This is a genomic window from Geofilum sp. OHC36d9, assembly GCF_052400685.1.
GTDB lineage: Bacteria > Bacteroidota > Bacteroidia > Bacteroidales > Marinilabiliaceae > CAZHHH01.
The window spans coordinates 24,458-38,492 of the sequence record NZ_JBQTGJ010000011.1; the positions used below are offsets into that span (position 1 = coordinate 24,458).

General features: G+C 40.7%; 6 protein-coding genes. All 6 read left to right on the forward strand.

The genetic code is table 11. The features are described 5' to 3' along the window. Window positions 1-103 precede the first annotated feature (103 nt). The 6 genes from ACT3CD_RS11635 to ACT3CD_RS11660 all read left to right on the forward strand — a co-directional run bounded on the left by ACT3CD_RS11635 (window position 104) and on the right by ACT3CD_RS11660 (window position 13,669). The gene (locus ACT3CD_RS11635) at window positions 104-2,440 is read left to right on the forward strand and encodes a GH92 family glycosyl hydrolase (RefSeq protein ID WP_444645802.1); all 2,337 of its coding nucleotides are present in this window, start codon (window positions 104-106) and stop codon (window positions 2,438-2,440) included. Window positions 2,441-2,639: 199 nt separating this feature from the next. Then, complete coding sequence (locus tag ACT3CD_RS11640) at window positions 2,640-5,192, forward strand: glycoside hydrolase family 3 C-terminal domain-containing protein (RefSeq protein WP_444645803.1); 2,553 nt, start codon at window positions 2,640-2,642, stop codon at window positions 5,190-5,192. 33 nt (window positions 5,193-5,225) lie between these two features. Next, the gene (locus ACT3CD_RS11645; RefSeq protein ID WP_444645804.1) at window positions 5,226-7,094 is read left to right on the forward strand and encodes an alpha-L-rhamnosidase-related protein; all 1,869 of its coding nucleotides are present in this window, start codon (window positions 5,226-5,228) and stop codon (window positions 7,092-7,094) included. Between the two features lie 324 nt (window positions 7,095-7,418). Continuing rightward, window positions 7,419-8,492 (forward strand): phosphatidylinositol-specific phospholipase C1-like protein, encoded by a 1,074-nt coding sequence (locus tag ACT3CD_RS11650; RefSeq protein ID WP_444645805.1) that lies wholly within the window; start codon window positions 7,419-7,421, stop codon window positions 8,490-8,492. 38 nt (window positions 8,493-8,530) lie between these two features. Next, the gene (locus ACT3CD_RS11655; RefSeq protein WP_444645806.1) at window positions 8,531-11,497 is read left to right on the forward strand and encodes a glycosyl hydrolase 115 family protein; all 2,967 of its coding nucleotides are present in this window, start codon (window positions 8,531-8,533) and stop codon (window positions 11,495-11,497) included. A 324-nt stretch (window positions 11,498-11,821) separates the two neighbouring features. Continuing rightward, window positions 11,822-13,669: a metallophosphoesterase gene (locus ACT3CD_RS11660; protein ID WP_444645807.1), complete on the forward strand. Its 1,848-nt coding sequence runs from the start codon at window positions 11,822-11,824 to the stop codon at window positions 13,667-13,669. Window positions 13,670-14,035 lie beyond the last annotated feature (366 nt).

Consider the following 14,035-nt stretch of genomic DNA (forward strand, 5'->3'; position numbering starts at 1 on the left):
ATAACGATTAATCTTAAGCAGATAAAAATTATTGTTTTGTAAGGAACATGTGACGTGTTGATTAACCAAAATCAGGGTAATCAGTCAAGTAATTATAGTGAATATGAAGCCGACTAAAAAGAAAATGTTCAAGAATGTGAAAGGTATATTGCTTAACATAGGGGTGTTGGGATTGTTATGCTTTAGTTATTGCAGTACCCCAGATTCAAAACAGCACAAAGCCGTTGTTAAAGAACCTGTTGATCTGGTTTATCCTTTGCTGGATACGGAAAATTCACGTTGGTTCTTTTTTTCTTCCGCCTGTCGTCCTTTTGGGATGGTAAACCTGAGCCCGGACACGCAAGTGGGAGGCGCCTGGGGAAGCGGATATCGTTATAAAACTGATACAGTAAAAGGATTCAGTCATATTCACGCATGGCAGTTAGCGGGTCTTTCTGTGATGCCCCTTACTGTATCAAAGGATCGTGAAAAGTCTGTTTATACCGACTACTATTCTAAATTTAGTCATGAAAGCGAAAAAGTAACCCCCGGCTATCATTTTCTCGAGTTGGAAAGGTATAAAATAAAGGTGGAGCTAAGCAGTACTAAACGAGTGGGGTTTCATCGTTATACTTTCCCCCAGGATGAACCAGCTGCTATTTTATTTAATGTAAACGGGAAATTGGGCCCTTGTGATATTGTGGATGGAAAGCTGGTAAAGAGTGGGGATAAGGAATTAACGGGTGAGTTGGTGAATGCACCAACCATACGACGCCCTAAACCGACCAAAGTTTTTTTTAAGGTAGCGTTAAATACTGAGGTGGAGTCTGTTGTTAGGGATGGTGAAACAGGAAATTACCTGGTTCGTCTTTTAAATAAGGCCCCCGAAGTATTAATGAAAGTGGGGATCTCTTATACTTCAGTTGAAAATGCGGCTGTTAATATGCAGACCGAACTGGCACATTGGGATTTCGATCAGGTGGTTCATGCGTCGAAAGAGGAATGGAATGGTCTTCTAAGTCGTATTGAGATAGAAGGCGGTTCCGATACCGCTCAAAGAAGATTTTATACCGACTTGTGGCATGCCTTGCAAGGGCGCAGAATCATTAGTGATGCCAATGGCGCTTATCCGGACAATACGGGTCATACCTTTAGAGTTGGCCAATTGCCTTTGGATAATGAGGGGAAACCTTTGTTTAATCATTATAATTCAGATGCTTTTTGGGGCGCTCAATGGACCATTAATACCCTTTGGGGATTGGTGTATCCCGAAATAATGAATGAGTTTGTTCAGTCTTTAATGCAATATTATCACGATGGCGGTATTGTTCCGCGTGGCCCTTCCGGCGGTAATTATACTTATGTGATGACCGGGGCGTCCTCAACACCTTTTATCGTTAGTGCCATTCAAAAAGAAATTGTCAAGGATGATCTGGAGGCTATTTATCAGGCATTAAAGATAACACATAGTGCTGGTGGAATAATGGAGAAGGCAGGATATGAACACAAAACATCCATTGGTGGAGGATTTAAATACTATCACGAAAGAGGCTATGTGCCATATCCCCTCCCTGAAGGAGATTACGGCTTTCATCAGGATGGCGCAAGTTTAACGATGGAATATGCTTATCAGGACTGGACCTTGGCCCAGTTGGCAAAGAAACTGGGGCATCACGAAGATTACCAGTATTTTTTAAAGCGCTCTGGCTATTACAAAAATACTTTTGATAAGGAAGCCGGTTGGATGCGGCCTCGCGAGGTGAATGGTCAATGGCATGGAGCCTTGGATCCATATAAGTATGAAACAGGATTTAATGAATCCAACGGAGCTCAGTCAACCTGGTTTGTTCCACATGATATTGAAGGATTAGCCGAGTTGATGGGTGGTAAAGAAAAGGCTGTGGAAAAACTGAATACTCAGTTTGAAACAGCTGAAAAAATTGGCTTTACTTCTGGTGGTTCTCATGATCGGGAGCTACATCCTGAATACCGACGCATACCTATCAATTATGGAAATCAACCTTCTATGCAAACGGCGCAGGTGTTTAACCTGTTAAACCGTCCTGATTTGTCACAGTACTGGACTCGTAAGGTCGTGAATAAAGTGTTTTCCGGATTGAGTCCTGCCACAGGTTTTAATGGCGACGAAGATCAGGGTTTAATGGGGAGTTTATCTGTCTTATTGAAATTAGGTTTGTTTCAAATGAATGGTGGTACTGAGGAGAATCCTCAATATCAAATCGGAAGCCCAATATTTAATCGGGTAACGATTCATTTGAATCCGGATTTTTATCCGGGCGAAACCTTTGTGATAGAGACCAATAATAATAGCGATGATAATTTTTATGTTAAAAGAATAAAGTTGAATAATCAGCTGTTAAATAGTTTCAGTATTCAGCATGGTGATATTGTAAAAGGGGGCACATTGGTTTTAGAAATGACGGATGCATTGAATAAATAGATTTTATGAATCGGGATTGTCCGATTGTGTCTTTGGTTGTTTTATGTCCTTAAGGTGTTGGTCTTTAGCTGAGAAATTTAATTGAAGTTTGTGAAGTCATAAAAATTAAGGAGCTTGCTTTTCGTAAATGACTGTTTTTGTGGCAAGCATAACGAAGTCGTTGACTTTATAGATAAATACTAAATAGAAAATTACGAAAATGAAGTTGTTTCTTATATTGATGATTGCTTTATGCCCATTTATTGGCATTGCTCAAAATAGTTATCCTTTTAAAAATACAGCTTTACCTGTAGAAAAAAGGGTGGATGATTTGTTGAATCGCCTTACTATAGAGGAAAAGGTATCTTTGTTAGTCAGCACATCAGAGGAAATTACACGTCTGGGGGTTGCCAAATATTATCACGGAAATGAAGGCTTGCATGGAGTAGTTAAAGGTGGACGTTTTACCGTGTTTCCACAGGCCATAGCGCTGGCTGCCACATGGAATCCTGCGCTTATTAATGATGTGGCTACAGCCATCTCTGATGAAGCCAGGGCCAAATGGAACTTCTATAATCAGGGTAAAGATCAGCTGAACCCTTATAGCGACCTGCTAACAATGTGGTCGCCCACCATCAATATGGCCAGAGACCCTCGTTGGGGACGAACCCCGGAAACATATGGTGAAGATCCTTTTTTAACCAGTAAAATTGGGGTGGCTTTTGTTAAAGGGCTCCAGGGTGATGACGAAAAATACCTAAAGGTGGTTTCTACGCCCAAACATTTTGTTGCCAATAACGAGGAGGAAAACAGGTTTGCATGTAACGCTGATATTTCAGAAAGCGCATTGCGGGAGTATTATTTGCCTGCCTTTAAGTCTTGTATAACCGAAGGTAAGGCACAGTCAATAATGAGCGCTTACAATGCCATCAACCAAACACCCTGTTCTGCCAATAGCTGGTTGCTAAACGATGTTTTAAGGGATGAGTGGGGTTTTAAAGGTTATGTAGTGAGCGATTGTGGCGCACTAACTTACCTGGAGAAATCGCACCATTTTGTGGCCGATAAAAAGCTGGCTGCAAAAGCAGCTATAGAGGCTGGACTGGATTTGGAGTGTGGTAACGATATCTATAGAAATTACCTGGTTCCTGCTTTTAAAGAGGGACTGGTGAGCGAGGCTTCTATTGATAAGGCGGTTCGAAGGGTGCTGGAGGCTCGTTTTAAATTGGGTATCTTTGATCCGGTAGAGGATAATCCTTATTCCCGAATTTCGCCCGATGTCATTGCTTCGAAAAAGCATCAGGATCTGGCACTGGAAACAGCAAGGCAGTCCATTGTGTTGCTTAAAAACCAGACCCATTTATTACCGTTGAAAGCGAATGAAATAAAGAAAATTGCAGTGGTTGGTTTTAATGCCGACCAGGTCGTTTTTGGTGATTATAGTGGTCTGCCTGTGATATCTCCTGTTTCTCCCCTTAAAGGAATCCAAAATAAAGTGGGAGACCGGGTAGAGATACAACATGTGAAATGGAAAACAGCTGCAAGAAACCTGTCCTTACTTGAGTCGGAATATTTGCGTAATGATATGAATGATGAAAAGGGTTTGTATGCTGAGTATTATGATGATAAGTTTTTAGAAGGGACGCCACAAACCCGTACAGATAAAGTGGTGAATTTTGACCCGGTAAATCAGCCACCGGATTCATATAGTAATTATCGCCATAAGTCCATGAGGTGGACTGGTTATATTGTGCCTGATATTTCAGGTGCCTATAAAATTGGCGTAAACTCAGATGATGGAATTCGGTTGTGGTTAAATGATAAATTGGTGGTTGATGAGTGGCACAACCGCGGTACAACAACCGATCAGGTGGATATTAAAATGGAGGCAGGTAAGAAATATGCCATTAAGTTGGAGTATTTTGACAATGGAGGTGATGCTATTTGTCAATTACTTTGGAAAGTACCGGGTAATTCAGGTGATTTGTACGAAGAAGATAAACAAGCGGCTCAAACGAGCGATTATGTGATTGCCGTCATGGGAATCAATAAAACCATTGAAAAAGAGGGGAAAGATAGGGTGGAGTTAGGTCTTCCTGAGGACCAAATAGCTTATTTAAAGGAAATCTACAGCATCAATAAAAATATGGTGGTTGTGTTGGTAGCCGGAAGTTCTTTGTCTGTTAATTGGATGGAGGCGCATGTTCCGGCTATTGTAGAGTGTTGGTATCCTGGTGAGAGTGGAGGTACGGCTCTGGCTGATGTGCTGTTTGGAGATTATAACCCGGCAGGAAGATTGCCTTTTACTTTTTATAAATCAGAGAAGGACTTGCCACCCATGAACGATTATGAAGTTTCCAATGGAAGAACCTACCAATACTTTGAAGGAGATCCTCTGTATCCTTTTGGTTATGGGTTGAGTTATACCTCCTTTGCATATTCTCATATGAATATCTCTAAACACAAAGAAAGTGTTACGGTTTCAATGAAGGTTAAAAATACAGGTGAGCGAAAAGGCGATGAGGTTGTGCAACTCTATGTGAGAGATGTAAAATCATCTGTGCAACGCCCCTTGAAACAACTGGTCGGTTTCCAAAGGACTTCTCTTGATCGTGGTGAAACGAAGTCGATTAAATTTGAAGTCCCCATATCTGCCTTGATGTTTTGGGATGAAGATTGTGACGAATGGCAACTTGAAAAGGGAGCTTTCGAATTTATGATAGGCGCATCGTCAAAAGATATCCGGTTAAATAAGATTTGTACGATTAAATAGTCACCAGTATTTATGTTATTTATTTTTGGGAGTATGAAAAAAATAAAGATGCCATTCAATGGCAAGTCTTATGTGTTACAACTCCTGTTTTTGCTGGGGTGTTTCGCCGTGCAAGGCCAAATAACCGATGTGCCACATGAAAATGATTTTGAATGGGAACTGATTAGTCCCCGGCAGATTGTTGAAGTGGGGCAAGGACACTATTTTATTGATTTTGGTAAGGCTTATTTTGGCACGGTGGTATTGCGCTCCAAAAGAGATCAGAAGGATAGTCTGATTGTTCGTTTAGGTGAGAAATTAATCACAACGCATAAAATAGATAGAAACCCGGGCGGTACCATCCGGTATCAGGAAGTGCGACTTGATCAGATAACAGGCCATCAGGATATGGTGGTTAATCTGAAGGCCGATAAGCGAAATACCAAACCGGGAGCCATTTCACTTCCCCCGTCATTTGGTGTGATCATGCCTTTTAGATATTGTGAACTGGAGAATCTTCAGATTCCAATGGAAGAGCTGGAGATCCGGCAAAAGGTATATCATTATAAATTTAATGATGAGGCAGGCACTTTTTCGTCGTCTGATACAATTTTAAATGCTGTATGGGATTTGTGTAAGCATACCATTAAGGCCACCAGCTTTGCCGGTTATTATGTGGATGGGGACAGGGAACGTATTCCTTATGAGGCGGATGCCTATATCAATCAGCTGAGTCATTATGCTGCAGATAGTGTTTATGCCATAGCACGCAGAACCAATGAATATTTCATTCATCATCCCACCTGGCCAACCGAATGGCTTCTTCATACAGTATTGCTGTTTTATCAGGATTATATGTATACAGGAAAGGCTGATATGCTTGAGAAATATTATGATGTTTTGAAAGTAAGAACCTTAATGGATCTGGAACGTGAGGACGGATTAATAAGCTCAAAGTCGACGAAGTTAGATTCATCTTTAATTGTAAAATTGGGATTTAGTAATCCGGAAACCAAAGTAAGAGATATTGTTGATTGGCCGCCTGCTCAGAAGGACACAGGATGGAAACTGGCCACCGCGGCGGGAGAGCGTGATGGCTACGAAATGATGGCGGTTAATACGGTGGTTAATTCTTTCTATTATTATAATATGTATCTCATGTCGGAGATAGCCGGTTATCTTGGAAAAACAGATGATGTTAAGTTTTTTCATCAGAAAGCCGACAAAGTAAAAAAGGTGATCAACGAAAAGTTATTTGATAAATCACGAGGTGTTTATGTTGATGGAGAAGGTTCTACGCATGCGTCTCTTCATGCCAATATGTTTCCACTGGCCTTTAACCTTGTTCCCGATGGATATACGAAGACGGTTGTTGAGTTTGTAAAGACACGGGGCATGGCCTGTAGTGTTTATGGTGCACAGTATTTGCTCGAGGCATTGTTTAATGCCCATGAATCCGAATATGCCCTGCAACTGATTACTGAAACAGAAAGTGACCGTTCCTGGTGGAATATGATAAAAATAGGGTCTACCATGGCATTGGAGGCCTGGGATATGAAATATAAGCCCAACTCAGATTGGAACCATGCCTGGGGAACGGCCCCGTTGAATGTTATTACCCGTCATTTATGGGGAGTGACGCCCCAAACACCAGGTTTTGCTGAAGTACAAATTAAACCTCAATTAGATGGGCTGGAATTTTCAGACATCAAAGTGCCTACCATCAAGGGTGTTATAGAGGCTAAGTATAAGGTAGGTAAAGATGGCCATCCGGTTTATGAAATAAAGCTACCCCAAGGTATGAATGGGGAGTTCATTTTACTGAACAGTAAGAATAAGATTTTGCTTAACAACCGTGTGTTTAGAAATAAGAAAATGCTGAAACTTAATGAAGGGTTAAATACTTTGCAGATTCAGCAGTAAAAGAATTACGGGACGCAGATAATACTGAGCAGAGAGAGGAGCTTAAAAAGTGAATTTTTCTGCTCAATTTGTTTGTATCATAAATTTTCGAATGCCTCAGACGGCTTTTCGCACTTTGAGCAATTTGTCCATGTCTGTGATTGTTTTATTCATCCTTTTATAATCGTGTTTGTGTAATTTAACAGCCTAATAAGAAATGTGTTGAGAGAGCAGGTCAATCTGTAATCTGATTTATATGAAATGAGCCATGGGAATTATTTCACACACAGGAGGATGATGAATTGCGGCGAGTTTCATCTGACAACTAAAACAAATTATAAATAGATGAAAAGGAATAGGGGATATATATTTTTCACGTTTTTAGTGTTTGTCTTATCTGCTTGCAGTAAGCCGGAAACGCACTTAAACGAAATACAGGTTATAGGAAGTCATAATTCCTATAAAATAGAAATTGAAAAACCATTGTGGAATCTTTTGTATCAGAAGGACTCGGCAAAAGCACTGTCTTTGCAATATGCGCATATTCCCATTTTGGAACAATTGAAATTGGGTTTGAGAAATATAGAGTTAGATGTTTTTTATGATCCCGATGGGGGCCATTTCTCGAATCCCAAAGGACTGGACATACTGCGTGAAAATGGGATCACTCCGTTGCCATACGATACCCTTAATAAGCTGGCACAACCAGGTTTGAAGATGTTTCATATTCAGGATATTGACTTTAGAAGTCATCATTTATTATTTAGTGATTGTTTACAGATGATGAAAAAGTGGTCCGACGAAAATCCAACCCACACACCGGTTTTTGTGTTGATGAATACCAAGGATCAAAAGGTGGAAGGAACACGGGATCCGCTGCCTTTTACCAAAGAAGCATTTGATCGGTTGGATGAGGAAATCAGTGCTGTTCTATCTGAAGATGATCTTATTACGCCTGATTTGGTTAGGGGTGATTGTAAGACACTGGAAGAAGCCGTGCTGAAAAATGGTTGGCCCGGTCTGGAGGCGATGAAAGGGCGTTTTTTGTTTGTGCTGGATGAAAAAGCAGAGAAAATCGCCTCATATCTTCAAGGGCATGCCGGATTGGAAAACAGGATCCTTTTTGTGAATAGTCCCGAAGGAAACCCTGAGGCTGCATTTAGAATCATCAACAACCCAATTCGCGATTTTGACTATATAAAGGATTTGGTGGCGAAAGGTTATATGGTAAGAACACGGGCAGATGCAGCCACCAGGGAGTCCAGAATTCTTGATTATACGCGCTTTGACAAAGCAAAGGCATCGGGCGCTCAGGTGATTTCAACGGATTATTATATACCAACCAGGCTTTATAATTCATCTTTCAAAGTGGCCTTTGAAGGAAATACCTACGAGAGAATACCGGCGCAGGACGAATAACGAAGTAGTTAGTGATTTTAATGAAAATATAAAGGGTTATGTTTCAAAACAAGATAATTCTAATAGCAATAATTATTGGTTTAGTGGTGCGGGTAAATGGCGTAAGTGGACAAGCAACTAACTTTCCAATAGCATCAGGACACCACATTGTAAATATTGCGATAGATAAAAAGGAAGCAAAAGTCGTTCATATTGCCGCAGATATGTTGGCGTCTGATATATTAAAAGTCAGTGGAAAAAAGGCGGAGGTTTCTTCTGCGATCAAGGAAATGGGGATTGTGGCCGGAACGATTGGAAAAAGCAGGCTGATTGATCAATTTATCTCAAATAAGAATCTGGATGTTAGTAAGGTAAAAGGTAAGTGGGAGACTTATTCTTTACAAGTAATTGCGAATCCGGACAATAATCAGGGTCAAATATTGGTTATTTCGGGTAGCGATCGCCGGGCTACAGCTTTTGGCTTGTTGGAGATTTCCAGAATGATTGGTGTGTCACCCTGGGAATGGTGGGCTGATGTAACACCGGGAAAAAAAGAAAATCTGACCATTGCTGTTGAGAACAGAATTTATGGTTCTCCATCGGTGAAATACCGGGGTCTCTTTTTAAACGATGAAGATTGGGGCTTGCAGCGCTGGGCTGCTTTGAATTATGAGCCGGAAACGGGAGATATTGGCCCCAAAACCTATGCGAAGGTGTTTGAGTTGTTGTTGCGTTTGCGTGCCAATACCATTTGGCCGGCCATGCATTCGTGTACCAAACCTTTTTATTTTTATCCGGAAAACAAACAGGTAGCGGATGATTATGCCATCGTTGTGGGTACGTCTCATTGTGAACCGATGCTTTGTAATATTAATGCAGAGTGGGACAGTGAGAAAATGGGCGAATGGCGTTATGATAGCAATTCTGAAACCATCAGGCATTTGTTTGAATCCAGAACAGGTGAAAGTGCCGGTTTTGAGAGTATGTATACCATGGGTATGCGTGGGGAACATGATTCGCCGATGATTGTGGGTGCCGATGATACGGAATCGCAGGTTCAATTGCTGGAGCAGGTGGTGCGCGATCAACGAGTCATATTGCGTAAAAAAACAGGCAAGCGGGTAGAGGAATTACCCCAGATTTTTATTCCATACAAAGAGGTATTAACATATTATCAAAATGGAATGGAACTGCCAGAGGATATCAGTCTGGTTTGGACCGATGATAACTATGGGTACATACGTCAACTGAGTAATGTACAGGAACAGAAACGTTCGGGAGGTGCCGGTGTGTATTATCATACTTCATACTGGGGACGTCCTCATGATTATCTGTGGCTTAATTCAACAAATCCTGTTTTAATGTGGGAGGAGATGGCAAAGGCCTTTGAATTTCAGTCCCGTGATTTGTGGATTTTAAATTGTGGCGATATAAAACCGCATGAATATAATATTGAGTTATTTCTGGATATGGCCTGGGATATGTCTTCATTTGAAAAAAGTGAAAGTGTTAAAACGCATATGGAATATTGGGCAGGCAGAGAATTTGGTGAGAAAAATGCCCAAGCGGTGACTGAGTTGATGGATAAATATTATCGTCTGGCCTTTCAACGTCGTCCTGAATTCATGGCCTGGAGTACAGTGGAACCTGTAACTAAAGCTGGTGAAACAACATTAAGTCAGATTCATTACGGGGATGAAGTTTCCCAAAGAATTGATGCGTATCAGGAATTAGTGGATAATGCCATTGCGTTGAGAGATCGTATGGCGGCCAATAGACAGGATGCCTTTTATGAACTGGTGTACTATCCAGTGGTGGGTGCAGCAAATATAAACCATAAATGGTTGTATGCCTATAAAAATAAGTTTGCAGCGCAGCAAGGAAGGTTTAGTGCTGCTTATCTGGGGCAAAAATCCTTGGAGGCTTATCAGCGAATACAACAGGAAACAGATTATTTTAATAGCCGACTGCAAAATGGAAAGTGGAAGCACATTATGAATATGTCTCCGCGAAATTTGCCTGTATTTTCGACTCCCATCATAGCTGCGGGAGTTAACAAGGATGAGGCACAGCTGGGCCTGGCTTTGGAGAGTTACGAGATGGAGGTGAATGACAATGTGATTAATTCATTTGCTGATGTATTGCCTGTTTTTAATGCCTATACCCATAACCGCTATTTTATAGATCTGTTTTTAAAGGGTGATGGGAAAATAAACTGGAAGGCGGTGGCTAATGCCAACTGGATTAAAATTTCGAAAACAGAGGGTGCTATCAACCATCAGTTACCGGAAGAACGTATATGGGTGAGTATCGACTGGGATAAAGTTCCGGTTGGAAAAAATAAAAAGGAAGCTCCTTTGGGGCACGACTATCAGTTGATTCCTCCTGGTTATAAGGTCAATTCATCCATTGATTTTGTGACAGCTGATACAACTATTAGCATAGGAATCTCTGTTTTTAATCCTAAGTTAAAGGAACTACAGCATTACAAAGGGCATATTGAAGATAAAGGTTTCGTATCCATCAATGCCGAAAATTATTCCCTTAAGAAAGCAGGTAAACAAGCTGACTGGCAAACCTATGAGGGTATTGGTTATAGCGGTAAAGTGGTAACAGCCTTGCCGCGTTCTGCAGATTCTCAGTTTCATCTACAATCTATTGTGGATAACAGTCCTGTGCTGGAATATGATTTTTATACTTTTAATTTTGGTGAAGCCCATGTGTATTTGCAGGCCATCCCGACCCATGCTCCCAATAGTGACGGGGGTGTTCGTTGTGCGGTGGCTGTTGATGATGCCGATCCGGTAATCGTCGATTTTCAGACTTTTGGAAGAAGTGAGGAGTGGATGCAGAATGTATTGAAAAATGCCTCCGTTAAGTCAGTGCCTCAGATAGTAAATAAAGCGGGCATGCACACGCTTAAAATATGGATGGTGGATCCCGGTGTGATGATTGATCAGATTTTAATTGATTTGGGTGGATGGAAGAAGAGTTATGCTTTTCCCGCCGAATCAAAAATTAAGTAGTGCCTGTCCATAAACTAAGTGTTTGAAATATAAAGTTCAAATTCAAGGCTTGCGAAGTCATAAAAATCAAGGCGTTTACTTTTCGTAAATAGCTGTTTTTATGACAAGCATAACGCAGAAGTTGACTTTATGGACAAACACTAAGTAGTGCCTGTCCATAAAGTCGGGAGTTTGAGCTATCAAGTTCAAATTCAAGGCTTGCGCAGCTCGAAAAATGTGAGTTTACTCCCGTAAATGACCATTTTGAGAGCAAGCGTAACGCAGAAGTTGGACTTTATAGACAGACTCTAAGTAGAGTTGAATTTATTATTGAATTGAAATATTATGACTACGAATCGTCTTATTAAGTATGCCGCATTTGGTCTTTGTTTGGTTTTTATTTTTGGTTGCAAAACAGCCAAAACAGAATCATCCGATGAACTTCAAATTGCATTTATGGCCGATATTCATTTACAGGATATTTATGGTACTTTAAATGATTCTGATTATAAAGGGGTGCTGAATCCGGGTAATGGGAAATACGTGATGGCTCGCACTATGCAGGCACAACTGAATTCTACCCGTATTTTTAATGAAAATTATTTCGCTTTTTTAGCGGCATTGGATGATGTCGTTAATCGAGGCGTTAAATATGTCGTGCTTCCCGGTGATTTTAGCGACGATGGTCAACCCGTTAATGTGCGTGGTTTGCAACAGATTCTGGATACTTATTCAAAAGAGTACGGCATTCATTTTTTAGCAACCACCGGCAATCACGACCCTGTTCGTCCGTATGATATAGATGCCTGGAAAAGTGATTTTTTGGGTGAAGATGGGAAATCGCAAATCATATCGAGTCAAAAAGACCGGTTTACCACTAATAGCGCAGAAGAACTTCCTGTTGTGTTTTCTCAGGATGTGCGCAAAATGGGTTACGAAGGAATTATTACCTACTTACATGATTATGGCTTTTTCCCAAAAAAAGAAGATCTCTACTGGGAAACTCCGTTTTCTAAATACGATTATTCCGATTATAATTTTCGGGAAGCGCTGCTCCAGGCTGATTTGCGTCTCCGTAACTATTTAATTCCGCCTTATTATACCCCAATACCTGATGTGAGCTATCTGGTAGAACCTGAAAAAGATGTATGGTTTTTGGCCATTGATGCCAATGTATATGTGCCTACCCAAAAGGTGAAAGGACAGCCCGAAGTTGGTTCTAATTATAAGGGTTCCAGTGTCGGGTATAATAATGTGCTCTCTCATAAAGCCCATTTAATTTCATGGGTAAAAAAGGTGACGCAGAATGCAGCCAAATATGGTAAGACTTTGATTGTTTTTAGTCATTACCCAATGATCGATTTTAATGATGATGCGAGTTCCTATATTAATGAGTTGATGGGGGTTGGTAAAATGCAAACGCACAGAGTCCCTCAGGAAGATGTCGCCCGTATCTTTGCCAATGCCGGAATAAAACTGCATTTTGGCGGACACTTGCATATTAATGATACCGGTATTCGTAAGTCGGAAACAGGGAATTGTTTGATTAATGTTCAGATCCCTTCTTTAGCCGCCTACATTCCTGCTTACAAATTGCTGACGGTTAAAAATAAAGATTTAATGGAGGTGGAAACAATTGTTTTGGATTCGGTCCCTCGATTTAATGAACTGTTCCCATTGTACGAAAAAGAATATGCGTATTTATCAAGCATCGGAGCACAAAACAGATGGGATCATGATATATTGTCGGCTTCCGATTATCACGAGTTTACCAGCTGGCATTTGAAGGAGTTGGTGCGATTGCGCTTTCTGAAAAGCGATTGGCCGGCGGATTTTACAACGTTTTTATTGAAGTCTTCGGGCCGGGATTTGTTAAATTATTCTAAAGCCTCCATTCCCGAAGCGCAGATATTATCGGACGAATATGATGGCTGGACTGGTTTTGATATGATTTATGATTTTTATAGACTGCGAAGTGCCGATAAATTAGCCATTAACGATATTGGATGGGATAGAATTAAGCAGTATCAACTCATCAATAGCGCTATTCTTAATCATTTAAATGAAGACGATCCGATGTTTTCTGAGTTTAAGAATTTTGCAATCATATTACATCATTTTTTGAACGGCGCTCCGGCCGACCATTTTCAGGTTAATTTGGTTGAGGGGGTTATTACAAATATGGCTGATTAGTCGTTTTTTATTTGTAGTGCATCGGTTACAATAATATTGAGGCATCTCTCTTCCGATATAGTTGTTCTCGCACCAATGATTCCTTATATTGTATACTTTTATTGCTGTCCGGGAAATTTTTAATTTGTTTAATGAGTGCCTGTCCGCAAAGTCAGAAGTTTGAGCCGGATAGTTCACATTCAAGGCTTGCAGTGTGCGAAAAAAATGAGAATTTTAAACGGTAAATGGCCATGTGGAGAGCAGACAGAACTCAGAAGTTGGACTTTTTTTATATGTAACGCGCCTTTTAATATAATATAATTTTGCTAAGCCCGGCATTGGTTCAAATAGGGTCGCGCACGGCCCTTATTCATCGCGAAGTTGTTG

Excerpts from the sequence above, each read along its gene's own strand:
- ACT3CD_RS11645 (WP_444645804.1), top strand. The coding sequence starts at position 5,226 with ATGAAAAAAATAAAGATGCCATTCAATGGCAAGTCTTATGTGTTACAA.
- ACT3CD_RS11650 (WP_444645805.1), top strand. The coding sequence starts at position 7,419 with ATGAAAAGGAATAGGGGATATATATTTTTCACGTTTTTAGTGTTTGTC.
- ACT3CD_RS11640 (WP_444645803.1), top strand. The coding sequence starts at position 2,640 with ATGAAGTTGTTTCTTATATTGATGATTGCTTTATGCCCATTTATTGGC.
- ACT3CD_RS11655 (WP_444645806.1), top strand. The coding sequence starts at position 8,531 with ATGTTTCAAAACAAGATAATTCTAATAGCAATAATTATTGGTTTAGTG.
- ACT3CD_RS11635 (WP_444645802.1), top strand. The coding sequence starts at position 104 with ATGAAGCCGACTAAAAAGAAAATGTTCAAGAATGTGAAAGGTATATTG.
- ACT3CD_RS11660 (WP_444645807.1), top strand. The coding sequence starts at position 11,822 with ATGACTACGAATCGTCTTATTAAGTATGCCGCATTTGGTCTTTGTTTG.